The 24,721-nt window shown below is 54.0% G+C and carries 26 protein-coding genes, 1 tRNA gene and 1 pseudogene; 13 read left to right on the top strand and 15 right to left on the bottom strand.

What is annotated here, in order from left to right; genetic code table 11:
• Position 1 precedes the first annotated feature (1 nt).
• Positions 2 to 958, bottom strand: coding sequence for a LysR family transcriptional regulator (locus NK55_RS08330; RefSeq protein ID WP_024125304.1), 957 nt, complete (start codon positions 956 to 958; stop codon positions 2 to 4).
• 95 nt (positions 959 to 1,053) lie between these two features.
• On the opposite strand from NK55_RS08330, the gene NK55_RS12465 reads away from it, so the two are divergent.
• The gene (locus tag NK55_RS12465; RefSeq protein WP_024125303.1) at positions 1,054 to 1,800 is read left to right on the top strand and encodes a pentapeptide repeat-containing protein; all 747 of its coding nucleotides are present in this window, start codon (positions 1,054 to 1,056) and stop codon (positions 1,798 to 1,800) included.
• An 8-nt stretch (positions 1,801 to 1,808) separates the two neighbouring features.
• Here NK55_RS12465 and ispF read toward each other — a convergent pair whose 3' ends face one another.
• From ispF to uvrB, 3 genes are all read right to left on the bottom strand, one after another.
• Positions 1,809 to 2,291, bottom strand: a complete 483-nt coding sequence (ispF, locus tag NK55_RS08320; RefSeq protein ID WP_024125302.1) for a 2-C-methyl-D-erythritol 2,4-cyclodiphosphate synthase — start codon at positions 2,289 to 2,291, stop codon at positions 1,809 to 1,811.
• Between the two features lie 90 nt (positions 2,292 to 2,381).
• On the bottom strand, positions 2,382 to 2,891 hold the full coding sequence (apcB, locus tag NK55_RS08315; RefSeq protein ID WP_024125301.1) for an allophycocyanin subunit beta: 510 nt from the start codon (positions 2,889 to 2,891) through the stop codon (positions 2,382 to 2,384).
• A 156-nt stretch (positions 2,892 to 3,047) separates the two neighbouring features.
• A complete protein-coding gene (gene uvrB / locus NK55_RS08310) occupies positions 3,048 to 5,054 on the bottom strand; it encodes an excinuclease ABC subunit UvrB (RefSeq protein ID WP_024125300.1) in 2,007 nt (668 codons plus the stop codon).
• Positions 5,055 to 5,414: 360 nt separating this feature from the next.
• Here uvrB and pyrR point away from each other — a divergent pair, with 360 nt between their 5' ends.
• The 3 genes from pyrR (at position 5,415) to NK55_RS14050 (ending at position 6,500) form a co-directional block, all read left to right on the top strand.
• Positions 5,415 to 5,957, top strand: coding sequence for a bifunctional pyr operon transcriptional regulator/uracil phosphoribosyltransferase PyrR (pyrR, locus tag NK55_RS08300; RefSeq protein ID WP_024125299.1), 543 nt, complete (start codon positions 5,415 to 5,417; stop codon positions 5,955 to 5,957).
• Between the two features lie 178 nt (positions 5,958 to 6,135).
• A complete protein-coding gene (locus NK55_RS08295) occupies positions 6,136 to 6,372 on the top strand; it encodes a hypothetical protein (protein ID WP_041429166.1) in 237 nt (78 codons plus the stop codon).
• Positions 6,369 to 6,500, top strand: a complete 132-nt coding sequence (locus NK55_RS14050) for a hypothetical protein (protein ID WP_255325238.1) — start codon at positions 6,369 to 6,371, stop codon at positions 6,498 to 6,500. Before NK55_RS08295 ends, NK55_RS14050 begins: the two co-directional genes overlap by 4 nt.
• Positions 6,501 to 6,767: 267 nt before the next feature.
• Here NK55_RS14050 and NK55_RS08290 read toward each other — a convergent pair.
• Positions 6,768 to 6,854, bottom strand: a tRNA-Ser gene (locus NK55_RS08290).
• 126 nt (positions 6,855 to 6,980) lie between these two features.
• Between NK55_RS08290 and NK55_RS08285 the strand changes: the two are divergent.
• Together NK55_RS08285 and NK55_RS08280 are read left to right on the top strand one after the other, a co-directional pair.
• Positions 6,981 to 7,969, top strand: a pseudogene (locus NK55_RS08285) (cysteine synthase A).
• Between the two features lie 88 nt (positions 7,970 to 8,057).
• Positions 8,058 to 8,897 carry a M48 family metallopeptidase gene (locus NK55_RS08280; RefSeq protein ID WP_024125298.1) on the top strand — a complete coding sequence of 280 codons (840 nt, stop codon included), beginning with the start codon at positions 8,058 to 8,060 and terminating at the stop codon, positions 8,895 to 8,897.
• Positions 8,898 to 8,903: 6 nt separating this feature from the next.
• On the opposite strand, the gene shc is transcribed toward NK55_RS08280, so the two are convergent.
• Positions 8,904 to 10,832: a squalene--hopene cyclase gene (gene shc / locus NK55_RS08275; protein WP_024125297.1), complete on the bottom strand. Its 1,929-nt coding sequence runs from the start codon at positions 10,830 to 10,832 to the stop codon at positions 8,904 to 8,906.
• Positions 10,833 to 10,919: 87 nt separating this feature from the next.
• On the opposite strand from shc, the gene NK55_RS08270 reads away from it, so the two are divergent.
• From NK55_RS08270 to cobT, 3 genes are all read left to right on the top strand, one after another.
• Entirely contained in the window at positions 10,920 to 11,633 is a 714-nt protein-coding gene (locus NK55_RS08270; protein ID WP_024125296.1) for a phycocyanobilin:ferredoxin oxidoreductase, read from the top strand.
• Positions 11,634 to 11,765: 132 nt separating this feature from the next.
• Positions 11,766 to 12,536, top strand: coding sequence for a peptidoglycan editing factor PgeF (gene pgeF / locus NK55_RS08265; protein ID WP_024125295.1), 771 nt, complete (start codon positions 11,766 to 11,768; stop codon positions 12,534 to 12,536).
• Between the two features lies 1 nt (position 12,537).
• On the top strand, positions 12,538 to 13,626 hold the full coding sequence (gene cobT, locus NK55_RS08260) for a nicotinate mononucleotide-dependent phosphoribosyltransferase CobT (protein WP_024125294.1): 1,089 nt from the start codon (positions 12,538 to 12,540) through the stop codon (positions 13,624 to 13,626).
• A gap of 296 nt (positions 13,627 to 13,922) precedes the next feature.
• Here cobT and NK55_RS08255 read toward each other — a convergent pair whose 3' ends face one another.
• The 8 genes from NK55_RS08255 to NK55_RS08220 form a co-directional block, all read right to left on the bottom strand.
• The gene (locus NK55_RS08255; RefSeq protein WP_024125293.1) at positions 13,923 to 14,879 is read right to left on the bottom strand and encodes an SWIM zinc finger domain-containing protein; all 957 of its coding nucleotides are present in this window, start codon (positions 14,877 to 14,879) and stop codon (positions 13,923 to 13,925) included.
• Between the two features lie 43 nt (positions 14,880 to 14,922).
• Positions 14,923 to 16,713: a serine/threonine-protein kinase gene (locus NK55_RS12765; protein WP_024125292.1), complete on the bottom strand. Its 1,791-nt coding sequence runs from the start codon at positions 16,711 to 16,713 to the stop codon at positions 14,923 to 14,925.
• Between the two features lie 95 nt (positions 16,714 to 16,808).
• Positions 16,809 to 17,603, bottom strand: a complete 795-nt coding sequence (locus NK55_RS08245; protein ID WP_024125291.1) for a tetratricopeptide repeat protein — start codon at positions 17,601 to 17,603, stop codon at positions 16,809 to 16,811.
• 37 nt (positions 17,604 to 17,640) lie between these two features.
• Complete coding sequence (locus NK55_RS08240) at positions 17,641 to 18,123, bottom strand: 2Fe-2S iron-sulfur cluster-binding protein (RefSeq protein ID WP_024125290.1); 483 nt, start codon at positions 18,121 to 18,123, stop codon at positions 17,641 to 17,643.
• Between the two features lie 60 nt (positions 18,124 to 18,183).
• Positions 18,184 to 18,855 (bottom strand): V4R domain-containing protein, encoded by a 672-nt coding sequence (locus NK55_RS08235; protein WP_024125289.1) that lies wholly within the window; start codon positions 18,853 to 18,855, stop codon positions 18,184 to 18,186.
• A 45-nt stretch (positions 18,856 to 18,900) separates the two neighbouring features.
• Positions 18,901 to 19,386: a hypothetical protein gene (locus NK55_RS08230; protein WP_024125288.1), complete on the bottom strand. Its 486-nt coding sequence runs from the start codon at positions 19,384 to 19,386 to the stop codon at positions 18,901 to 18,903.
• A 9-nt stretch (positions 19,387 to 19,395) separates the two neighbouring features.
• Positions 19,396 to 19,965 (bottom strand): hypothetical protein, encoded by a 570-nt coding sequence (locus NK55_RS08225; RefSeq protein ID WP_024125287.1) that lies wholly within the window; start codon positions 19,963 to 19,965, stop codon positions 19,396 to 19,398.
• Complete coding sequence (locus tag NK55_RS08220) at positions 19,946 to 20,683, bottom strand: V4R domain-containing protein (RefSeq protein ID WP_024125286.1); 738 nt, start codon at positions 20,681 to 20,683, stop codon at positions 19,946 to 19,948. The genes NK55_RS08225 and NK55_RS08220 overlap by 20 nt, the downstream gene beginning before the upstream one ends.
• Positions 20,684 to 21,025: 342 nt before the next feature.
• Between NK55_RS08220 and NK55_RS08215 the strand changes: the two genes are divergently transcribed.
• Together NK55_RS08215 and larC are read left to right on the top strand one after the other, a co-directional pair.
• Positions 21,026 to 21,433 carry an MGMT family protein gene (locus NK55_RS08215; RefSeq protein WP_024125285.1) on the top strand — a complete coding sequence of 136 codons (408 nt, stop codon included), beginning with the start codon at positions 21,026 to 21,028 and terminating at the stop codon, positions 21,431 to 21,433.
• 75 nt (positions 21,434 to 21,508) lie between these two features.
• Positions 21,509 to 22,708 carry a nickel pincer cofactor biosynthesis protein LarC gene (gene larC, locus NK55_RS08210; RefSeq protein ID WP_024125284.1) on the top strand — a complete coding sequence of 400 codons (1,200 nt, stop codon included), beginning with the start codon at positions 21,509 to 21,511 and terminating at the stop codon, positions 22,706 to 22,708.
• Here larC and NK55_RS08205 read toward each other — a convergent pair.
• Positions 22,700 to 22,918: an Hfq-related RNA-binding protein gene (locus NK55_RS08205; RefSeq protein WP_024125283.1), complete on the bottom strand. Its 219-nt coding sequence runs from the start codon at positions 22,916 to 22,918 to the stop codon at positions 22,700 to 22,702. The genes larC and NK55_RS08205 overlap by 9 nt on opposite strands.
• A 30-nt stretch (positions 22,919 to 22,948) precedes the next feature.
• Between NK55_RS08205 and dapF the strand changes: the two genes are divergently transcribed.
• Both dapF and NK55_RS08195 read left to right on the top strand, forming a co-directional pair.
• Positions 22,949 to 23,809, top strand: a complete 861-nt coding sequence (dapF, locus tag NK55_RS08200; RefSeq protein ID WP_024125282.1) for a diaminopimelate epimerase — start codon at positions 22,949 to 22,951, stop codon at positions 23,807 to 23,809.
• Between the two features lie 7 nt (positions 23,810 to 23,816).
• On the top strand, positions 23,817 to 24,719 hold the full coding sequence (locus NK55_RS08195; protein WP_024125281.1) for a hypothetical protein: 903 nt from the start codon (positions 23,817 to 23,819) through the stop codon (positions 24,717 to 24,719).
• Positions 24,720 to 24,721 lie beyond the last annotated feature (2 nt).

Raw genomic sequence — 24,721 nt, 5'->3', positions numbered from 1 at the left:
ACTAGACGGGGTTGAGTTCCCTGGCCGGCGCCGCCCCACCGGGATAGGTGAGACTCGATTCAATCATCTCCCGTCCCTCGGTACACACATAGTCAAAGAAGGCCTGGGCCACCACCGACAGTTGTTTGCCAGCGGGATAGACCAGATGCCAGTGCCGCTGAATCGGGAAATGTTCGACATCGAGAATCGTCAACTGGCTGGACTCGCGATCCAGGGCCAAGCAGTGGTGAGACAGGACAGAAATTCCCAAGCCACCGGCGATCGCCTGCTTAATGGACTCGTTACTCCCCAGTTCAAGGCGGATATTAATTGGCACACCGTGCTCCGCAAAGAGCTTCTCCACAGCTTGGCGGGTGCCCGATCCCTGCTCCCGCATAATAAAGGGTTCTCCCGCCAGCTCTTGGATCGGGATTTTACTGCGGCCACTGAGGCGATGGTGACTGGGGGCAACCACCACTAAGGGATTATCCAAAAAGCGGTGGCACTCCACATCCACATTGTCTGGCGGGCAACTGGGGATATAGAGATCGTCCATATTACCTCGGATACGCTCCACCACCTGCTCGTGGTTGGTGACGGTCAACGCCACATCAATCCCTGGATAGCGCTGGCAAAAGGGCCCCAGCAGCCGAGGAATCACATATTTGGCCGTGGTAATCACACACAGCCGCAGGTGTCCCTGCTTGAGACCCTTGAGATTGGCAACGGCCATTTCAAAGCGCTCAAGGCGTTCAAAGATGTCTTGGCAGGTGGCCAGCAGTTCCTTGCCAGCTTCCGTGAGATAGAGCCGTTTGCCCACTTGCTCAAAGAGGGGCATACCAACGGCACGGGTCAACTGCTTCATTTGAATCGAGACGGTGGGCTGCGTCAGAAAGAGTTCCTCGGCAGCTCGGGTAAAACTGCCGTGGCGAGCAGTGACCTCAAAAACCTTAAGCTGATGTAGGGTTGCTTGTTTCAAACCCATTCTCCTTTCGTCAGCGATAGGGCTACATAGACGAAATTCTATCAAATTTCGTGCCACGATAACGAAATGTGAGGAATCTCAAGGCAAGAATGATGATCAAAGGGCACTTAAATCCGGTAGTGAGCGATCGCCTGCGGGGGGGAAAACACCTGTGGAACGAATGGCGGCGAATTTATCCTCAGCTTACTGTAGATTTCAGCGAAATGAATCTTACGGGTATGGATTTGCGGGGCTATGACCTGCGGGGCTGTAATCTCAGCGGTGCCTGTCTGCGGGAGGTGAACCTTGCCCAGGGAGATTTGCGCTTTGCCAATTTGCATGGAGCGGATCTGACGGCGGCTAACTTCAATGATGCGGATTGCCGAGGGGCGTTGTTCTTAAAAACTGTGGGCGATCGCGCCACTGCCCAGCGGGCAAATTTTCAACTGGCTAACTTGCAGTACGCCCGTTTTAGCTATGCCGATTTCTCCTGGGCCACCCTTGAGCAGGCGGATTGTCGCCACAGCCATTGGTGCGAAGCGGATCTCAGCCATGTCCGCGCGGCAGCTAGCGACTTTTCCTTTGCCCTGTTGATGGGTGCTAGCCTCAATGAAGCAACGCTGCGGTTTGCGCAATTGGTGCGGGCTTCCCTTGAGGGGGTTCAGGCCTATCGCTGCAACTTCTATGGGGCCAACTTAGCCTATGCGGGGCTGACGCGGGGGTATTTTTCCCACGCCCTTTTTGTGCGTGCCAACCTCAGTCATGCCATCTGTCGCTGGGCGAATTTTCGCCATGCCAATCTCCAGCAAAGCCAGTGTGAGCAAACGGACTTTCACTACAGCCTGTATGTTACCTAGGGGTTATCCTACATTTCTGACTGCAGGAGCGCCACCGCATAGGCAGCAATGCCCTCTTCACGTCCCACAGGCCCTAATTTTTCATTGGTGGTGGCTTTGATACTAATTTGGTCGCGATCAATCCCTAGGGTGGTTGCTAGGCGATCGCGCATCTGATCGAGGTAAGGTTTCAACTTCGGACGCTCCGCCACCACAACAGCATCGATATTGCCCACCTGCCAGCCCCGCTCGGCAATGAGCGCGGCCACTTTTGCCAGCAGCACTTGACTATCTGCCCCTGCCCACTGCGGATCACTGGGGGGAAAGTAATGACCAATATCCCCAAGGCTGAGGGCACCCAAGAGGGCATCCATAATTGCATGGGTGAGGACATCGGCATCGCTGTGTCCCAAGAGTCCGAAGGCGTGCTCTAGCCTGATGCCGCCTAAAATCAAGGGACGCTCCGGAATCAGCCGGTGAATGTCGTAACCATTGCCAATGCGGATCTTCATCACTGCTGCATCGGAAATAGAGAGGGGCGATCGCCGGCGCCACCGCCCTCTATTGTTACAGAGTCTTCTACCTTAGCCAACCTCGGATATTCAGATATTCACTTCACTGAGTTGGCGGCACATGTAGTCAAAGGGCTGTTCAACAATACTGGTGTCTTCAATGCCAGCAGCAGCCACGCGATCGCGCACAATCTCTTTCATGATTTGAATGCCGCGCACCGTTGGTCCAATGGGCACGCCAAGGGAGTTGTAGGTTTCCCGCAAACCTTCGAGGACACGCTCGTTGAGGACATCCACATCCCCGGCCACAATGGCATAGCTGGCATAGCGCAGGTAGTAGTCCATATCCCGTAGGCAGGTGGCGTAGCGGCGTGTGGTGTAGGCGTTGCCGCCGGGTTGAATCAGTTCCGGCTGCTCTGTAAAGAGGGCAGAAGCCGCTTCCTTAACGATGGCGGCGGCATTGGCATTGATCACTGCTGCCGCCTTCACCCGTGCCGCACCGGAATTAAAGTAGGAGCGTAACCTGTCAACAGCATCGCGATCGAGGTAGCGACCGGTGGAGTCATAGTTTTTAATGAGTGTGGTGACGGCATCACGCATAGGTTTTTTACTCCTAGAACTGGTAAAACTAGCGTCAACCCGAACGCCAGCCGAAGTTGTGCGGATCTAAAATCGTACTTAGCTTACCACGCTAGGGTTTCCCTGCCTTCGCTCCCGTTTACGGACTGTTGCGAACTATTACAAAAGTTCATAATTTTAGGGGTGCCCCACCAGGCGATCGCGCAAACGCTTAATTTGATCGCGGTAGCGGGCAGCCTCCTCAAAGGCCAATTCTTGGGCAGCCGCCTTCATTTTCGCCTCAAGGTCTTGGATCAGTTGGGGAATATCCTCTAGGCTCAGTTCCTGTAGGGTTTGGGAAGATAAGACGGACACTGACTCGGCGTTGAGGCGGCGAGACACATCCAAAAAGGCCAAGATGGCGTTACTGGTTTTCTTGACAATGGGCTGGGGGGTAATGCCGTGGGCTTGGTTGTAGGCCAGTTGAATGGCGCGGCGGCGCTCAGTTTCTTGGATGGCTTTTTGCATACTCTCTGTGAGGGTGTCTGCATAGAGAATCGCCTGTCCGCGTACGTGCCGCGCAGCGCGGCCAATGGTTTGAATGAGCGATCGCTCCGCCCGCAGGAAGCCTTCTTTATCCGCGTCAAGGATCGCCACCAGGGACACCTCCGGCAAATCTAATCCCTCCCGCAGCAGGTTTACCCCAATCAGGACATCAAAGTCCCCTTGGCGCAGGGCTTCGAGAATCTCAATACGCTCAATGGCATTGATTTCTGAGTGCAGATAGCGCACCCGTACCCCCCGCTCTTGGAAGTACTCAGTTAGATCCTCCGCCATCCGCTTCGTAAGGGTGGTCACCAGCACCCGCTCCTGGCGATCGCACCGCAAGCGAATCTCCCCATACAGATCATCCACTTGCCCTTGGGTGGGGCGGACAAAAATTTCTGGATCTACAACCCCCGTGGGACGAATAATTTGCTCCACTACCTGTGTGGACACCGCCAATTCCCAATCCCCAGGCGTGGCCGAAACAAAAATGCACTGCTGCACCTTCTGCCAGAATTCCTCCGGCTTCAGGGGGCGATTATCCGCCGCACTGGGCAAGCGAAAGCCGTGATCAATCAGCACTTTTTTGCGGGCTTGGTCGCCATTGTACATACCGCGAATCTGCGGCACCGTTACATGGGACTCATCCACCACCAAGAGCCAATCCTCAGGAAAATAATCAATTAAACACTCTGGCGGTTCCCCCGCTGCCCGACCTGCGAGATGGCGTGAGTAGTTTTCCACACCATTGCAGTAGCCCACTTGTCGCAGCATTTCCAAGTCATAGCGGGTACGTTGACTCAGACGCTGTGCCTCAAGGAGTTTATTTTGGGCTTCCAAGTTGGCCACCTGGGCTTGGAGTTCCGCTTCAATGGCAACGCAGGCTGCTTCCAGGCGTTCAGCAGGGGTGACAAAGTGCTTCGCGGGATAGATATTCAGGCGTTGCAGACTTTGCAAGGTTTCCCCCGTCAGCGGATCGACATAGCGAATCGCTTCAACTTCATCCCCAAAGAACTCAACGCGAATGATGCGATCCTCATAGGCAGGACCAATCTCAAGCACATCCCCTTTTACGCGGAAGCGCCCCCGCCCCAGTTCGACATCGTTGCGAGTGTATTGAATGGTTGCGAGCTGCCGCAGCAGTTGCCGCAGATCCGTTTCCTTGCCCACCTCGAGGGGAATCGCGGCCTTTAGGTACTCTGCGGGAATTCCCAAACCGTAGATGCAGCTAATGGAGGCCACCACAATCACATCCCGCCGTTCAAAGAGGGAGCGGGTGGCGGAGTGGCGCAACATATCAATTTCCTCATTGATAGAGGCACTTTTTTCGATGTAGGTATCGGTAACGGGAATGTAGGCCTCCGGTTGATAGTAGTCGTAGTAGGAGATAAAGTACTCAACAGCATTTTTTGGAAAGAATGAGCGCAGTTCATTGCACAGTTGCGCCGCCAGGGTTTTGTTGTGCGCCAAAACCAGGGTGGGGCGACCAAGGGCCTCGATAACGCGGGCGATCGTGTGGGTTTTGCCTGTACCCGTTGCTCCTAGCAGCGTTTGGAAGCGATGTCCTGCCTGTACCCCGGCAACCAGTTTTTGAATTGCTTGGGGTTGATCTCCCGTGGGTTCAAAGGGAGCATGAATACGGAAGGGAGTGCTGGTCATTGCCCAATTTCTCAAGAATTCTTTCCTAGTTTTTAGGGTAACGGAGCAGCATAGGAGCGAGCCACCCGCAGTCTTTTTCAGGAGAGTTGCACAGGCTGGCAACGGTCAAACCCATTTCCCCGCCCATTCTAGAAAGTAGCCGTAAAATTTGGTATCCCAAGTAACAGTTTCTCGTGTATTGTAACAATTAATTGCGCTAAATCTAAAGAATTGGTAAAAGCTTTGGCCACCTCAAAATGTCGGCAGTATCGTAGGGAAGCAAGATACCTCCTAACTGCGTCTTTGGCCCTACCCGCTTGGCGTAGGGTCTCTTTTTGCGGGAATTTCGCTAGAATCTTGGAATTCCCTACTGTGACGGCCATGGCTGGTGAAGTCGTTGAAATTTTAAGTGCCGATGATTTACGGCGCACTGTAACGCGCTTAGCTTCCCAAGTGGTGGAAAAGGCTCGCGATGCCCTCGACAAGTTAGTGTTGCTAGGGATTCATACCCGTGGGGTTCCCCTTGCCAAGCTCCTAGGACAACACGTTGAACAACTGGAAGGCGTGAGCCTCCCCATTGGTGAGTTGGATATCACGTTTTATCGCGATGACTTGGATCGCATTGGACCGCGTACCCCCCGTCGGACCCTGATTCCAGTGGATCTCTCCGGGCGGATTGTGGTTTTGGTGGATGACGTTATCTTTAGTGGTCGCACGATTCGCTCTGCCCTCAATGCCGTCCATGATTACGGTCGCCCCAATGCCATTTGGTTATTGGTACTCATCGATCGCGGGCACCGAGAATTGCCGATTCACCCTGACTTTACTGGTAAAGTGCTGCCCACAGCTCGCGATGAAGTGGTCAAGGTCCTCTTGCAGGGGATTGATCAGCGAGATGGAGTAGAGCTGTGGAAACCCTTTTAATCTTGGGAAGACCATACAGGACAGTCAATGCCATTCATCTCAAAAAAGCATTCTTTCAAATGAAGGATACATGGCTATTCAATGCCAATAGCCTTGATTGAGCGTTATTTATAGAATCCGAGCAACTGTTTGATCCTGACTTTCCCACTGATTTGAACCCTGTTTGAGTTAATCTAAGATGCCACTGAATTGGCAACGCGCCCAAAAGTATCTCCAAAAGTTTGATTTTGGGTCTCTGTTTATTGAAGAACTGGGCTGGGATACAGTCGATCGCGCCACACCGCCCTTGGAGATTGACGGTCACGCTTTCGAGGTGGTGTCTATTTCCCAAAAATGGGGCTTTATTATCTATCTTTATTATTTATTGTCTATCAATGTATTAGGCCGGAAATTCCAGCGCGGTCAATTCGGGTGAAGCGCGATCGCCAACTGCTGGACGACAGCAAATCCCTTTTGTTGGTGTTTGGGGATGAGAGCAAAACACAACAGGAATGGCTGTGGCTAAAACCAGAACTGGGCAAGAGCGCCAAGGTGCGATCTTAATTCGTACTAGGTGGGCCAAAATCCTGATTCACTGTTGCAAAGAGGTATTGGCGGTGAACTTCAAGCAAAGAAGAGAACCTAACCCATGTGAATGTTGCCGAGAAGGTAAAACAAGGCTTTGATCTTGAAGGGCAGAAGTTAAGAGGCTAGAAAAAAGGGTCGTGGGTGCCCGATAGGGCATTGGCGCTTTGATTGGCAGTCAGAGCGACTCGTCACTGGGGATGTTAAGTTTCTTGTAGATTCCATACTTCTGATCGGGGCTATCAACGGAGAGGGGGGGATTCGAACCCCCGTTAGGTGTTACCCTAAACTTGATTTCGAGTCAAGCGCATTCAACCACTCTGCCACCTCTCCAGGGATCTCCAATCATAGCAAAGGTGAATGCCAAAGGGACACTGGGCGATCGCTCTCCCTGAGGGGAATTCTGGCGGCAAAGCCTTTTACCATAAAAGTATTCAGTCAACTTAAAACAACGACGGCATGAATATTAAACAGGGTTTTGTCGGCACCGTCGGGCAGACGCCGCTGATTCGCCTCAATTACTTTAGTGACCTGACGGGCTGTGAAATTCTTGGTAAAGCGGAGTTCCTCAACCCCGGTGGCTCCGTCAAGGATCGAGCTGCCCTCTACATTATTGAAGATGCTGAAAGAAAAGGCCTTCTCAAACCCGGCGGTACAGTGGTCGAGGGCACAGCTGGCAATACCGGCATTGGCCTAGCCCACATCTGCAATGCCAAGGGCTACAAGTGCCTGATTGTGATTCCTAATACCCAATCCCAAGAAAAATTGACCTGTTGCGTACCCTAGGTGCCGAGGTGCGCCCTGTTCCTGCCGTGCCCTACAAAGACCCCAATAACTATGTGAAGCTCTCTGGCCGTATTGCTGCTGAGATGGAGAATGCCATCTGGGCGAACCAGTTCGATAACCTTGCCAATCGCCAAGCCCACTACGAAACCACTGGCCCTGAAATCTGGGAGCAGACCGATGGCCGAATTGATGCGTGGGTAGCAGCCACTGGCACGGGGGGCACCTATGCAGGTGTAGCCCTGTTTCTCAAGGAAAAAAATCCCGCCATTCGCACTGTGATTGCCGATCCTATGGGCAGTGCCATCTATAGCTATGTAAAAACGGGTACCCTCAGTAGCACAGGGAGTTCAATCACTGAAGGCATTGGCAATAGCCGCATTACAGCAAACTTAGCAGGCGCTCCCATCGATGATGCGATTCAAATTGAGGATCCAGAGTGCCTGGAAATCATTTATCAACTGCTGCACTACGATGGCCTTTTCATGGGGGGCTCCGTGGGCATTAATGTGGCGGCAGCGGTACGTCTAGCCAAGGAACTCGGCCCCGGCCACACAATTGTCACAGTGCTGTGCGATGGGGGTTCCCGCTATCAATCGCGGCTCTTCAACCCAGAGTGGCTGGCCAGTAAGGGGCTACGGGTGCCAGAGATTAAACCACATTAAGCCTTGGGAACAATGTCTAAAATCGAGGGGTCGAAAGGGGGCAAGTAGCCGCTAGGCGTGGGTGTGGACTTTACGCGAAGCATGGGCCGTGAAAAAACAACGTTGGTTTCTCCTCTTTGCCAGTTTGGTCTGTGGGGTGGCGATCGCCTGCCATCCCGTTGCGGTACAGGCACAACATCTCTGGCAGCGGTTGCTGCTGCAGGGAATTCAGGTCATCCAACTATCCAATATCTCGCCCCGCCAAGAGGTGGCTTTGGGGCAACAGATCCATGAGCAGATGCTACGGCAAGGGATGCGCCTGGTTCGGAATCCCGCTGCTCAAAACTATGTGAATAGCATTGGTACGCGCTTGGTCAATGTCGGCGAACGTCGAGGGTTGCCCTATCAATTTCACATCATTCAAGACCCCCAAGTAAATGCCTATGCGACGATGGGGGGCTTTGTCTATGTCACGACAGGGCTAGTGCTGCGGGCAGAAAATGAGGCGGAACTAGCCAGTGTCATTGCCCACGAAATTGGCCATATCGATCAGCGCCATGTGATTCGTCAACTGCAACAAATGGCGATCGCCCAGGGCTTAATGACAGCAGCAGGCTTGGATCGCGATCGCGGGCTACAAATAGCTATGGAACTAGCTTTTCGGCGTCCCCGCAGTCGTGAGCAGGAACTAGAAGCTGATCGCTATGGGTTGGGGCTATTGGTCCGCAGCAACTACGATCCACGGGCCATGGTGACCTTTCTCGGGAAGTTGCAACGGGAGGGAGGGGCGCCGCCGACGATTTTGAGTACACACCCTGCTCCCCGCGATCGCCAGTTAATTGCCGAAAATTTAATCCGCTCTGGCCTCAGCAATGAATGCGTGGTTACCCCCCAACCCCTCTGTGGCACCGATACCTTGGCCTATCAGCAACAACTGCGTTTCTTTTAGTTTCAACTAACTGGCTAAAAGATTGCGCCAGCGGGCATAACGGCCCAAGGCTGTCAGTGGAAAGTGCTGCTGGTAGTAGTGGTACTTCAAGTAAAAGTGGCAGGGAAAGCCGGTGCCAGTGAAGTAATCCTCATGCCATGTGCCGTCTGGGCGCTGCGTCTCAAGAAGATAGGCAATTCCCTTTTCAATAGCCTCTGCAGCGTAGTCCCCCGTGGCATCGCCAGCGGCCAAAAGGCCAATAATGGCCCAAGCGGTTTGGGAAGCGGTGCTATCCCCTTGGCCCTTGAGGGAAGGGTCATTGTAGCTCCAGCAGGTTTCACCCCAGCCGCCATCGGCATTTTGACACTGCACCAACCACTCAGCGGCACGGCGAATACGCCAGCGATCGTAGGGAGGAGCCACAAGGGAGAGGGCCGCCAAAACCCCACTCGTGCCATAGAGGTAATTCACCCCCCAGCGGCCAAACCAACAGCCTTCCGGTTCCTGCTCATTGCGCAAGTAGGCAAGGGCGCGATCGAGGGCACCACTGTCAAAGGCCACCTGACACCGCCCCACCATCTCCAGCACCCGTGCCGTGACATCAGCAGTATTCGGGTCAATCATTGCCTTGAGATCGCCGTAGGGAATGGTATTTAGCCAATCTTGGTCGTTGTCCACATCAAAGGCCGCCCAGCCCCCCGGCCGACACTGCATTGAGGCAATCCAAGCGACTGCCCGCTCAAGGGCTCGCCGTTTTAGGTTTTCATCGGGCAGGGTCACGGCATGGAGGGCCATCACCACTACTGCGGTATCATCCACATCGGGGTAGAAGCGATTCTCAAATTCAAAGGCCCATCCCCCCGGCTGCCCCTTTTTGTTTTTTACGTGCCAGTCTCCATAGTCAAGGATTTGCTTGGAGAGCAGCCATTCGCCAGCTTTGACAAGGGCGGGATGATCGGGAGCAACACCTGAATCCACCATGGCTCGCATCACTAAGGCGGTATCCCAAACCGGAGAGACACAGGGCTGCACGCGATATTCAGTCTCTGTTTCAATGGCAAAACGATCCACTGCTGCCATCCCCCGCTGCACAATGGGGTCATCAACAGCATAGTCAAGGGCACGCAACGCCAATAGGGAGTTGAGCATTGCCGGAATAATGCCGCCCCAATCGCCACTGGGTTCTTGATGCTCCAGCACCCACTCCTCAGCAGCCTTGAGCCCCTGTTCTCTGAGGGGATCAATCTTCAGGGTTTCAAAGAGCTTGAAGAGGCGATCGAGGCCAATAAAAACATCACTCCAGTCGCCTTGGCGGGGCAGTTCCCAGACCACGTTTGCCCGCCCTTCGGCATAGAGTTCATCGAGGGTAATGGGCGGGTCCATCGCATAAACCGGCTTGCGATCCATGACAATCAACAGTGGCACCGTGCTGCTGCGTGCCCAACTGGACATTTCATAAATGGTGAAGGGGCTACCTTCTGGCAAAAGCATGATCCAAGAAGGCAGGGAGGGAATCCCCCGCCAGTCATAGCAGCCAATGAGGGCAAGGTGCAGTTTGGTAAAGATGCGGGTTTTGCTAATGCCACCGCGGACAAGGATAAATTGCCGTGCCCTCACCAAGGCCGGATCGGTTTCGGGAACGCCCAAGAGCCGCAGTCCCATGTAGGCCTCAACACTGGTGCTGAGATCACCACCATCGCCATAAAACAGTTCCCAACCGCCGTGATCTCGCTGCTGGTTGCGTAAATACTGTTCCACTTTGGCCAAGGGTAACCGCTGTTCGGTGCCCCAGATTTTGTGGAGCAGGATTACCTCGGCGGTCATGGTTACATTGGACTCCAATTCCGCCCACCAGTAGCCCTCGGCATATTGTTGCGAAAAGAGAAAGTCTTGGCTAGCGCGAATCGCCTGTTGAAGTTGCTTTGGGTCAATGGCCGTCGTAAGTGGAGTTGGCATAATCTCTCGGCTGTTAGACTCTTGGTTAGTTTAGCGGGGGCGATCGCTCCCTCGCAAGCGGCCTAGACTTGGGTTACAATCAAGGCTATGTCTGTGCGTCAACACCAACATCCTCTGATTCAGCGGCTCGCCGATCGCATTGAAGCGATTTGGCAGGCTTTCCTTCCCTTGGCACCCTACGCCCTGCCTGAAGATTTCGGTTATGTCGAGGGTAAACTGGAAGGGGAACGGCTAACGATTGAGAACCACTGCTACCAAGCCCCTCCCTTTCGCAAGCTCCACCTTGAATTGGCACGGGTAGGGGAGAGTTTGGACATTTTGCACTGCGTCATGTTTCCAGAGCCGCGCTACGACCTACCTATGTTTGGCTGCGATCTCGTCGGTGGCCGCGGGCAAATAAGTGCTGCGATTGTGGATCTTTCCCCTGTGACGGGTCAGTTGCCCGCGGCCTACACCGCCGCCTTAAGTGCTTTGCCGAAGCTCACCTTTAGTCAACCGCGTGAGTTGCCCCCTTGGGGGCATATCTTCTCGCCTTTTTGCATTTTTATTCGGCCACAGGGAGAAACGGAGGAACAGCAATTTCTAAATCGCATTGGTGAGTACCTCACCCTCCACTGCCAACTGAGCCAGCAGGCTGTACCTACGGATCAGCCAGAGGCTGTCATTGCCGGGCAGCAGCAGTACTGCCATCAGCAACAGCAAAACGACAAAACGCGCCGTGTGCTTGAAAAAGCCTTTGGCAGCGCTTGGGCAGAACGCTATATGACTACAGTTCTCTTTGACTTGCCCCCCGCTGCTTAGATCCCATTGAGGACTTTCTCCCCGATAAACCGCATCAGTCAGATTAAAAAACAAGGATACATTGGAATGGTGAGTCGCCCGTTGGTTATCCATACCTTAGAAAACCATTGATCCAATCTGACCAATCTGACAATGTGGCACTGGCACACCACTGACCTTGGGCGCTTTCTCACCTGCGATCTCTTGCAGCAGTTTCCCCACGGCTTTTTTACTCGCGATTGGCAAGGACAAGACCTCAGCACCCTCACCGCAGCCCTAGGAACAATAGCAACACCGCTGCGAACACAACAGGTGCATGGTCATCGCGTTGCTTTGGCAGCAGAAATTTTAGCCTGTGATCAGCGCTTGGAAGCTGATGCGCTTGTGGCCACAGAGCCTGAACAAGCCCTCTGGGTTTGTAGTGCCGACTGCGTACCCTTGCTGATTGCCGATGTCGCCAGTGGCCGAGTCGCAGCCATTCATGCGGGGTGGCGGGGGACAGCAAGCCAAATCTCTAGGGCCACGCTCCAGCAGATGCAGGCATTGGGCAGTCATCTTGCCAATTTACGGATTGCCATGGGGCCTGCTATTCGCGGTGAGGTCTATCAAGTGGGGCTGAATGTTGCCCGTGCCTTGGGGCAGACTATTCTTGAGGGGGTGACAGAAACCACTGAGCGCGATGATCTCTACCAGCGTTTCGCTGCCCTAGATGCAGAGGTTGTTTTTCTTGACGCTGATCCTCAGCGACTGCGGGTGGATGTGGCCCGCGTGAATCGCTTGCAATTGCTGCAATTGGGGCTAAAGGAGGAGCAAATTGCCCTGTGTCCCCACTGTACGTTTCGGGATGCTGAGTTCTTTTTCTCCTATCGCCGTGAACACCGCAAGCAGGTGCAGTGGTCGGGAATTGTCAGTCGGTTCGCTTAGGATGATTGGCGTTGCAACTGGAGAATCCATCGCGGGTGCTTGGCGCGATCGCCACCGCCAGCACCAAGACTTTCCTGCCCTAGTCTGTGTTCTTGGATTTACAGAGACGGCATTAATTCCCGGGATCTCGGCAGCGGGTCAAACCGCCGGCGATCGCCAAATCACCGCCTTGGCCGATGGTGAGTTCCTCCTGCGAGGCATTCAACCCCACTACCACTATGCCCTACCGCCCCTGGCGGCGGGTGCTTCCCCGGCCCTGATTAGTCGTGCCCTCATTGAGGCTTTGGCGTTGCCCCTTTACGTCTTTGATGCGGGTTTACCCCTACCGCGTTTGCCCGAGATGATTGATTTGGGGGGCACACCAGCTCGCTGCCTAACCACGGGTCAGGCGATGACAGCGCAAATGGTAGCGCACCTCTGGGAACAGGGATGGTCTTGGGGTGCCAAGCTCAGCAGCCAATATCCATGGCTAATCATTGCTGAATGCGTCGTGGCGGGCACAACCACTGCCCTTGCCCTCTGTGAAAGCCTGGGCATCCCCGCTCGCGATTGTGTCGGCAGTAGCCATCGCCAAAGCAACCATACCCAAAAGTGGTCACTCGTTCAAAAGGGGCTGGCCCATCTCCCTCCTAAGGCAAACCCCTTCACCTGTGTAGCGGCCATTGGCGATCCAATGCAGGTGGTGGTCGCTGCTATGGCCCTGCGGGCCAGTCAAACCTGTGGTGTTTTGCTGGCGGGGGGATCGCAAATGATCGCAGTCTATGCGTTTGGGCGGGCGATCGCCCAGTGGCGTCAGCTTCCTTGGCATCCGGAACAAATTGTGGTGGGCACAACTCGTTGGCTGATTGAAGACCAAACGGCTCAGATTCACCGCTTGGCTGAGCGTGTCCAGTGTCCACTCATTTACACTCAACTTGACTTCAGCTCATCCCGTCACTCTGCCCTGCGGGCCTATGAACAGGGATTTGTCAAGGAAGGCGTGGGTGCGGGGGGCTGTGCCATTGCTGGCCATTTACTGGCGGGTTGGAGCAATTCAGAAATGGTGGATATTGTTGACAGGTTGGGCGATCGCTGGGCTAAGGGGATGTAACCGCTTGAATTTATTTGGCAAAAGGGCAAATCTGCTGGGGGTTGAGCCCCTCGCCATTGCTCGGAAGGGGAAGATGGGTTTCGACCAGGAGGGCAGGATATTTGCCCTGATATTTTTTATTTTTTAGGGCCTTCATAGGTTGGCCAACTGGAGGGGGGCGATCAACCTAGCTATATCAGCAGCTTCGCTGGTGTGGTGAACTTGGAATCCCTGCTTGCGGGCCAATTCTAGGAAAACGGCCTCTACTTTGAGACCATGTTTAAGACTTTCGCTGTAACCGTCATACTGGCTTGGTCTCATTGGTCACTTGCTACTCCAGGGGGTTCACTCATGGCCAAGCGACAGGCGGCAAGACTGGCACTGCTGTACATCTGCTCTAGGGTGGCCATTAACTGTGCTACTTCACTGGAAACCTCGTGGGGAAAGGGGGGTAAGACTGAAAGCACCCCATGGGGTTGGCCACTGGGGACCAGCACCACTAACTCTGGAGGTAGGGGTTGGCGATATTGGCAAAAGCGAGCATCGGTTTTCGGCGGCTCATAGAGGGGTGGGGGGGTAGGCACCATCGAGGGGGTGGTCGCTGTTGCCCGATAGTGGCGCAGGCGTTGGAGAATCTCCTCTTTGGTTTTGCCCCGCAATTGAAAGAGTAGAAAGGGATCTTCGTTGAAGTACTGTCCCAACAAGTAATAGACCGCGCCAATATGTTTGCAGGGATTGACTGGGTCAGGACAAGTACAGCGGCTATGGATGTCAAATTTCGTAAAGGGAAATAAACTCAGTCCAGCTTGGGTAAAGACTTCTTCAATGCTGGGGGGCAGTTCACCCGCCAGGAGCTTCGCGGCATAGAAGGCTTTTTGTGCCATGCCGTCAATGGCATATTGCCACTGCTCTTCACTAAAGGCATCCAAATGCAGTTTGACGTGATAGGGGTCGGGAGCTGTGCCCTGCACTTGGGCATGAACTTGGTTGCCCTTGAACTCTAAGGTTAGGACTCGACCCTCCCGCACATAATTGCGTGCCCGCTCTAGGCGCCGTCGCCAGCCAAAGGACTCCAGCACACCTATCCAGCGTTCACTCCACCAATGTTGACGCCCCTGGGCACTGTCGCGATCGCTGGCGGCTACCTCAACGACGGATTCAGAGGCTACCGTTGTTGCTGTTACATCAAGCGCTACAGGAGATGACTGCTGCTTTTGCTTTTGTTTAAGACTGGCAGCTTTGCGGGTAATTTTGAGAATCTGCGGCTGTTTCATGGGTCATATCCCCCAGCTATTCTTTCTATCATAGGTTGCTGGCCTAGAGGATGAGGTCAATGTCCCACGTGGTAATGTCCCAGGTTTGTATCACACACTCACTTCCTTGCCGGCGAATCAACCAAAGGTGGCGATCGCCCGTAAAGCCAAGGCCATCAATCTGCGGTTCACTGTCCGCCGTACCGACAATTTCGCCGCTGTGGGTCACTAAACTCAAACTATGGCGACCCGCCACCACATAGCCCCAAGGTGTGGCACAGAGAAATTGAGGACGAAACCGCAGCCCCAAGCGTTGAATCCGCCAAGGCCGCAAATGTAGGAGCATCAGTAGAGGTTGCTGCGGATGATCCTCAAACGCCGCTACTTGCCATGGTTGGTTATGGGCAGGGGTGAACAACGTCAAGTGGGCAGGCAGTTGGGTGTAGAGTCGCCAGTGTCCTCGGCGGTCAAAGAGTTGAAAATGAGTGATGGGATGGGCCGTTTCAGGATGTTGGGAGCGACTAATCACCGCGCCATAGCGACGATTGAGCAGGAGTGTATCGACCCACACCCGTCCCTGCCACCCACAGCAAAGTGTGCGCTCTCCTTGACCATTCAGTTGTTGGACATGCAGCCTCAATGTGCCAACATCACTATCAATCTCGGTTTCTGCACACCAGTAACCACTGGCATCAATGGCTAACCTGTTGTGGGTGGGCAGCAGACGACATCCTAGGGGAATCTGCTGCTCATCAATGCAGTAAAGCTGTGGGGGCAGCCCCTGGAGCCGCAGCCAAGCCCTCAACTGGCCACCATAGAGTTGAAGCGGTAGGGGTGGCAGCGGCCATTGACCGATCACTTCAGGCTGAGAATCCCTGCTTTGCCAAGCCCACAGGCGATCGCCCACCACCCCATAGAAACTTGTGGCCGTGCTGGCAACCGGTCGGGGCGGTCGCGGCAAAGAAAAACCTTGGGGTTCCCCCAGCCAAACCGCCGCCGGTGACCTAGAAAACAATAGAGGCTGCTCATGACACTCTGCTTCGATGATCTCGAGAGCGAGTTGCACAGCCATCGTCATTTCCGCTGCACTTTTATAGCGGCGCTGCGGTAATTTATCTAATGCCTTAGCAATAGTGCTCCGCACCAGAAAGGGCAGTCCCTCGGGAAGGGTATAGGGGCGGCTGAGGTGGGCAGCCATGAGTTCAGCAGGGGTACCGTGGAAGGGGCGATCGCCAACAATCATTTCGTACATGAGGATCCCCACTGCATAGAGATCTGAAGCGGGTAGCGTCTGACCATAGAAACGCTCCGGTGCCATATAGGCAGGGGATCCGGTTTGACCGCTGCCCTTGACATCCTCAATTAGCCGCGCCACGCCAAAATCGGATACTTTTGCCTGCCAACCCGTAGCAGTTACCTCCAGCAGGATATTTTCCGGTTTGAGATCGCAGTGGAGAATGCCGCGATGATGGGCATAGGCCAAGGCTGCGAGAACATCCAGTGTGAGGCGCAAGGCGGTCGTCAGGGGTAAGGCCTGTTCTTGTTCTAAGAGCGATCGCAATGTCCCCCCAGCACAATAGTCCATCACCAAACTGCGTCTCACTTGGGGGCTATGGTGCAGGCGAATATAGTCAATTGCTTGACAGCCAACCACATGGGGATGCTGCAGCGTCAGGAGAAAATTCAACTCCCGTAAAAAGCCACGGGTCAACAATTGCTGCTCATTGAGTACCTTAATTGCGACCAGTGCCCCCGACTGGCGATGAACTGCCAAGTAGACCTGTCCGTACTGGCCCTGACCTGCAAGATCCACCAGCCGGTAACGCGAACTTAAGGCAGCATGCGCTGTGGCCAATCACCAGCCTCAACTCGTTCGTCAAAAAACAGCTCTCAATATGATTCGCGATCGCGGGCCTGTCAATGCAGGCTCAGGCGCAAAATAACTGCCCCCTAGGAGAAGAGGATTTCTAAGGGTAGTTCTTTATTGTCCTGTTCAATACTCCCCACTTCATGGATGCGCTTGGCCAGATCCCGTGCTCGCTGATAACTGCTAATATCCCCCTGTTCAAAGAACAGCTTCGCTGCTGTACGCAGATCCTCTACTGCTCCCTTGCGATCGCCCACCGTTGAGCGGGCCACACCGCGATTATGATAGGCCTTGGCATAGGTATCGTTGAGGCGAATCGCTTCTGTGTAATCGAGAATGGCTGCTTCGACATCCCCTAGACGCTGATGGGTCAGACCGCGGTTGTAGTAGGCCTTGGCATGGCTGGGATTCACTTGGATAACTTGGGTATTTTTCTCAATTTCCCGCAGGCAGTCAAGAACCTGTTCAATTTCTTTTTGCTCCGTGTCGAGAATGCGCGTGTAGTCATGGAGATGCTGTGCCCCTTGGTTGAGTTGCATCACCTGTTTTTGCACATCCTCAAGGCGATCGCGCACCTGAGCAAGGGCAAGGGCGAGGTGACCCAACTCTGACTGCTGCTGCCCTTGGGACGCCACCAGTTCAGCCATTTTGGCCTCCTGTTGTTGGCCAAAGACTTGGAACTGGTCAGCCAGTTTTTTACGGCTCACTAAGTTTAAACCCACCGCCAACGAAAGGGGCAAGGGGGCGATCGCGCTCAAAATTGTCTGTTGCGTCGCAGCAGCAGCCACAGATAAGACAACTGCTAACCCCGTTGCTCCCCATTCAAGGGGGCCTAGACCCCTACTAGCAGCTTGGGAATTGCGATGACGGTCTTCCATAATAGTGCCCTCTTGAGGATAAAAGTGACGTAGCGCCTTAGGCATCCGACGTATTGGCGAGGTATTCACTCACCTTAACTTGGGTATCTTTCAACTGGGTAATCATCGTGCGCGTAATCAGCTTACCTGCCTCCACCAAGACGCGGCCATCGAGGGGGTGCAAAATATCCTGCTCAGCCCGCCGCCCAATCAAAGACTCAATATCTTCTACTGCATTGATATACATCCCTGAGGGAAGCTCTACCACTACCCCCGGCCCCAGAACCCGTGCCTGACAGGCGAGGCGGGAAGTTGCATTTGCCGTCGTAATCACCTCAAGGGTGCGTTGCTCCCGCTTATTGATGGGGGAAAGACTCTCCATCCCCTCGTTGATATAGACATGGCAAGTGGCACACAACCCGCGCCCACCACACTCCTTGAGCACATGGAGTTCAGAGTCCAGGATAGCAGAGAGCAAATTGTCGTTGGTGTTAATTGTCGCTTCGCGCGAGATGGGTTCAAGCTTGACAACTTTGGCCACTGCTCTTTGCTCCTTATTAAAATGGTTAATGACGCATAGAGGGTTACTTTAGGATCATACTCAAGCGGCCTGAGCGCGACAGAGTCGCTCCATAATCGTGTTATGATTCTGCCCCTCTTGCAGCCAAGCCTTGGCCGGTTCAACGCGCTCGCGCAACCCCAAAACAAAGTAATTATTGGTTGCCCCTAGGGTTTCACAGGCGGTTTGCACACAGAGGAGATCGCGACCGGTCAATTGGCTAAAGAAGGATTCTAAAATCCCTGCTTCCGCAGCGCATTGGGGCTGACCCGTATTTTTGGGAGCCGCCGCCGCAAAGGGAGAATCCCACGTTGTCACCACCAAAAAGCCCTGCTGGTAGAAGCTCACATCGAGATCAATCCTGCCCCAACCGTGGGTCTTCCAGCATTCCTTGAGGCATTGGAGAAACTCCACCATTTCCATCTCCGCAAGGGGACGGCCATAGTACTCGCTCACCTCGGCCACAAAACGGCGGTAAAAGTTCTTGCCCCACCAGCGACCACAGTTGAATAGCACCACCCCAGTGGCCTGTCCTACTTCTTGATCGAGGCCCGCATAGATGGCTTGGAGGAAAATATCCGGCAGGGCAATCAGACGGGCACCTTTGCGGTTTTCAATGAGACCGGTTTCAAAATCCCCTTGCACATAGGCATCGGCAGCGTAGTAATTGCCGGGGATGACGGGCTCTTTGACCAAATCAGCAACGGAGATCATAGGACATCCTCATTCGTAGGCATGACACGCAATTTCAACAGTCACCTAGGCGTGGACAGAGACCACGGCTGGCAAGCCCACAAGGGTCACTTGCGCCTGATCCAATAGCGGCAACATCAAGTCCTGCTGAGCGTCAGTGAGCATTTCCTTGAGGCGGTCACTGAGAAGCTCATGGCAACTGCTCCATAGGGTTTGGGTTTGGTGGGCCTTGACCACTTCCGTGAGCCACTCTAGGAGTCGATGCTGCAAAAACTCCGGATTATTTAAGAGCATGGCCATGGCGGCATAGCGCAGGAGGGCGATCGCCTGACGCAAGACCTGCTCAAGGGTTTGGGGGGGTTCGGTGGGATATTGCTTTTGCAGGGCGTCAGCTACCGGCTGGAAGATTTCAATTTCATGATCCCGCAGAAATTCATAGGTGCTCAACCGCTGCTGAAGCGACTCGATGTGGTGGCGAAAGACTTTGATGTCCACATTGCTGAGGTAGTTTTCTTCAGCTTTGTAGTAGAGATTCATTAACTCGGTGTGCATAGGGGTCTCCTAAAACAGGTCTGATAAGTCTGAGAGGGTGACTTCGGGCTCTACGGGGACAGGGGGCGGGGCTGCCACGTTACTCACTTGGGCGATCAGGGGTTGGCCTGCCCAAGGAAGACTGGCACAGAAGTCTTTGACTGATAGGCGCCACAGGGACAAACTCGGCTCTAGGAAGATGGTTTGACCGCGATGGCCCTCCCAGTTGAGTTGGCGGAAGAAGGTTTCGACTGACCAAGCAGCCCAAGAGCTGGCTAGGGTAGCCGGTGGTGTGATTTCCGCGGCTAGGGCCGGCAAGCCGATGGGCAAGATCACGCCTACCCCTTCCCAGTTCAGGCGCCCAAAGAAGTCCCTGACGCGGTAGCTGGGCCATTCCCCAGGGCTAGTGGGGGCGATCGCCCCTTTGACCTCAAGACCTAGCCAATTGACGCGCTGCCAAAATTCTGCCACTTTCAGTGATTGCCAGTTGAGAACCACTGTTTCTGTCACCGGCTGCTGGCGGATCAAGCCGAGCCAGTTCAGCTCCTCAAAGAATTCAGCAACGGCTTGCTGCTGCCAACTACCGTTTAGGCTTCTCATAAACCAATTCTCCACTGCGGAGCCGTTTTTCAATATCTTTGGCAGAGGCTCCTTCGTTCTGCCAGAAGGCAACCGCGTCAATGCGATCCTGCTTGCCTAAGACAAATTTGCAGTAGGTTTCACCCATGGCGTAGCACTGGATTTCAATACAACCGAGTTCTTTTTGAACCAAGCCGCTAAAGAAACCAGCAAATAGTCCTGCATAGAGGTGGCAAACTGGCCGTCCCACATCTCCTAGGGTGCGGGCCACTGCCGAATCAAAGATATTGATGAACATGAAGCCGTGTTTTTGCTCGCTGAGATCCACTTCCCAGTTCCCCCAGCCTTGGGTCGTGCAGGGCCACCACCACGCTTCGAGGACATAGGGAAGCCGCATTTGCTTGATCCCCTGCTCATAGCCATATTCCCTGGGAAACCACTCTGCAAAAAACTGAGCATCGCGCCGGCCCCATTCTTCGCCAATTTTGTACATAACGACACTGGAAGCAGGTCCCACTTCCTCTTCCAGACCTTCAATGAGACCAATGATAAAATCTTCGGTCACCAGGAGGTTGCGGGCATTGTTCCAATCCGTGTAGGTACCGCGATCGCTATCGAAGTGAAAGAAGTCCCAAAAAGCGTAGTGATGGTGGCGTTTCGGGTATTTTTTGCGCAGGAGATGGTCAACACCGTAGCGATCGCCGGCGGCGGCTTGGGGTGGGGAACTGGTCATGGTCATAGGGGACTCCATCAAATAGCGTCAGGAATATCACAAAGACACTGGAAAACTCAAGTCAAAAAGACATAGAAGCAATCATTGAGCAAAAAGCAACTTAGATGAGAAATACGTAATGATTCAAAATAAGGCACCGAATTCCACCCTCCCCTACCCCAGCATTGCTGCTGCTTAAATCATGACCGATCTATCTTTTTGTGGGCAGTTGTTCTTAATTGAATTTAGTAATTCCGTTACCACCCTTAATGTTTAATCTAGGTGGGTCGTTTTGAGGCTTGCTTCCGTAGAAATACGGATTTAGAGGGGTTGAATCTGACCTACAACTATAAAAAAGTATAAAGTCTTATGAAGATGAACATAGGGGCACTAACGTTTCAACAAAAAATTTATTGGCTAGTGAAGCAAATTCCCCTAGGGCGTGTGGCTACCTATGGCCAAATTGCCGCCCTGTGTGGCTGGCCTCGCCATGGGCGCTATGTGGGCTATGCCCTCTATCGGCTGGCACCCAATTCTGACATTCCATGGCACCGCGTGGTCAATGCTCAAGGCAAAATTTCCTATGCGCCCCAACGCCGCGGCACGGATGAATTGCAGCGCTGGCGCCTAGAGGTAGAGGGGATTGTTTTTGAGGGGGGCGATCGCATTAACTTGCGGCGCTACCAATGGCAGCCCCCCACAATGGTGTATCAACCGGTGTATCAACCGTTGATTTGGTCAGAGGGGGCAGCAACAGACTCTGCAAAAGCGGGATAAGAATAGGCAGTATATCAGCAGTCTATCAATTGTCCCTTGTTACCATATCCCTTAGTGCTGCGCCTGTAATCTGCCATGACGGTTGCCTATTTTGACTGCCCTACTGGTGTGGCTGGGGATATGTGCTTGGGTGCCCTCCTTGATCTGGGGGTTCCCCTTGACTATCTTCAAAGCCAATTAGCGAAGTTAGGGATTGCCGATGAGTTTGAGTTGACTACGGAAACGGTACAGCGCAAAGGACAGCGGGGCCTAAAGGCACAGGTACATCTGCGCGATCGCCCCTCCCACCACTATCGCCATTGGCCGGAGATTGCCGACCAAATCCGGGCTGCCCATCTCCCCGATCGCGCCCGCGACTGGAGCCTTAAGGTTTTTGAAGCCTTGGCCATTGCTGAGGGTGCCGTGCATGGCATTGAGCCAGAAAAAGTGCATTTCCATGAAGTGGGGGCCGTGGATGCCCTTGTGGATATTGTCGGCACCTGCTTGGGGTTGGATTACCTCGATGTGAGTCACATTTACTGCTCGGCTCTACCCACTGGGGGCGGAATGGTCAAAGCGGCCCATGGTCAGCTGCCAGTTCCTGTGCCTGCTGTTCTGCAACTGTGCCAAACCTATCAAGTGCCCCTCTACAGCAATGGCATTGAAAAAGAACTAGTCACGCCTACGGGAGCTGCTCTTGTTTGTGCCCTCAGTGAGGGATTTGGTGCGCCGCCAGCAATGACATTGAAACGGGTGGGCTTAGGCGCCGGCACTCAAGAGCTGCCCCTACCCAATCTATTGCGCCTCTGGTTGGGAACGCCGCCGAATTCAGCAGAAACAGGCACCGCAAAAACGATTGTGGAACTGCAAACCCAACTGGATGACATGCCCCCCCAAGCCCTTAGCTATGCCTGTGAACAACTCTATGCCGTCGGTGCCATTGAGGTCTTTTGTCAGCCGATAACGATGAAAAAATCGCGCTTGGGAGTGTTGGTTACGTTACTGTGTCCCCCCAGTGCAGAGGCCGCCTGTGTGCAGACGCTCTTCCGTGAAACCACAACCCTGGGGCTACGGCGTCAAGTACAGGAGCGCTATGTTCTAGAGCGGCAAATACAGGAAATCCCAACCTCCTTTGGAAAAGTGCGGGTGAAAGTAGCGGCGCACCAAGGACAGCGGATCAATGTCCAGCCGGAATACGAAGACTGTGCCGCCCTTGCTCGTCAACATCAGCAACCTTGGCAGATGGTCTATCAAGAGGCTTTGGCAGTGGCACTGCAACTGTGGCCCTTAGGCTAGCTTCGGTTTAATAAAGACAATGGCCTGCTTCCAAATAATTGTGGGTTGATCATAGTGATCGACAACGCAGAGGCAATTCGTATCCTGCCAGCGCACTTTGCCAACCACAAGATCGCTGGTGCTGAGCTTGACTTCAACCTCGGTGCTATCTTTAATGAAGGTCTGTACTTGGCGAATGCTAGGCAGTGCCGTGTTAAATTCATCCGTCATTGGTTTCCCCTCTCTTACTTTTTCAATTCTATGAGCCTATCTTTTCAGAAGTACCAAGGGTTAGGTAACGATTTCCTCCTCATTGATAATCGCCATCAGGAAGAGCTGCTTTTAAGTCCGGAACAAGCCCAATACTGGTGCGATCGCCACTTCGGCGTGGGTGCGGATGGGGTCAGTTTTTTACTGCGGGGAACTGGAGAAAGTGATTACCGCATGCGGATGTACAACGCTGATGGCTCAGTGGCGGAAATGTGCGGCAATGGCATTCGCTGTTTGGCCAAGTTCATTTTTGCCCTTGAGGGTCGCTCCGGCGGTGAAATTGTGCGCTACCGCATTGACACCCTTGCCGGTCTCATTGTGCCGGAGGTACAAGCGGATGGTCAGGTCACCGTGGATATGGGCAAACCCCAACTTTTGGCGCAGCAGATTCCCACCACCTTGGCAGCCGCAGATCAAAAAGTGATTGATGTTCCCCTCACGGTGGGCGATCGCCAGTGGTTGGTGACATGCGTGAGTATGGGCAATCCCCACTGCGTCACCTTTGTGGAGGATGTAGCTGCCCTGGATTTAGCTGTGATTGGTCCCCAGTTTGAGCATCACCCCGCTTTTCCCCAGCGCACCAATACTGAGTTTGTGCAAGTCCTAGGGAGCGATCGCCTGCGGATGCGCGTCTGGGAACGGGGAGCCGGTATGACCCTTGCCTGTGGAACGGGAGCCTGTGCCACCCTAGTCGCTGCTGTTTTGACTGGTTGCCTGAGTCCTGGGGGCGATCAAGCCCAAGCCACGGTTGAACTGCCAGGGGGCAATCTCCAGATTCGCTGGGATTTGCCTAGCCAACATCTGTATATGACCGGGCCTGCCCTTGCAGTCTTTAGCGGTACCTTGCCCTAGGTGAGCTATGACCCGTCGGCGGCAACTGTGGTATTACCCTCTTTTTCAGATTCCCCTCATTCTCTTAATAGGCTGTGTCCTCCTGGCGCTACTCTTCTCGCTGTTGAATTGGGGACGCCCCAGTGTCGCCGTTGTTCTCTCCCTTGATCTCAGCGGCAGTACGTTTGGCAATAGTCCATTGCAATTTAATCAACCACAAACCGTCATGGCCCAACAGGTGCTCGCTGCCAAGCTCTACATACAACGCAACCAACGGCATCTCACCACCCCCAATGAAGTCATGATCCACGGCTTTGGCCGCAATGTGGTGTTTCTTACGCCCCGGTTTGAGACCCATAGTGATCTGCTACTCACCCAACTAGATCAAGCCCTCAATCGCAGTGATTTGTTAGCGCAGGTGGATCCGACGGCCAAAAATCTTTCGGGGGCGATCGCCATCGCCACCCAACAACTGCAACGGATTCCCAATCGCTGCCGCGAAGTGCTCCTCATTACTGATGGTGCAGCCCCTGTGGACGCGGGTGTGGTTGCCAATGCCCGTCAGCAACGGGTGAAAATCAATGCCATTGTCGTGGGTGATCATGCGCCGCAACTGGCTGCAGCCACCGAAGCCACGGGTGGGCAATACCGCTCTGCCCCTGTTGCCCTTCTTGAGGAACTGGTGGGTCAAACCTTTTTTGAAAGCTTCAATCGCAACACCCGCTGGCCAATCTTTTGGGGTGGAATGGCCATCGTCTGTTTCATGTGGCTCTTGGTCTTGCCCTTGGATCGCTGGGTGTTGCAGGGGTGGTTGCATTTACCCATGAATCGGGCGGGTCAAATTGCCTTGCTCAATGCCCTTTTCTGGACTGTGGCGATTCCCATGATTCTCTGGCGATTTCCGGGCTGGCCCTTTGTGCAAACCTGTTGAGG

Origin of the sequence: Thermosynechococcus sp. NK55a (assembly GCF_000505665.1) — a bacterium.
In the GTDB taxonomy this organism is placed as follows: domain Bacteria; phylum Cyanobacteriota; class Cyanobacteriia; order Thermosynechococcales; family Thermosynechococcaceae; genus Thermosynechococcus.
The sequence above is the reverse complement of the archived record's forward strand: the minus strand, read 5'-3'. Positions and strand labels throughout refer to the sequence as shown.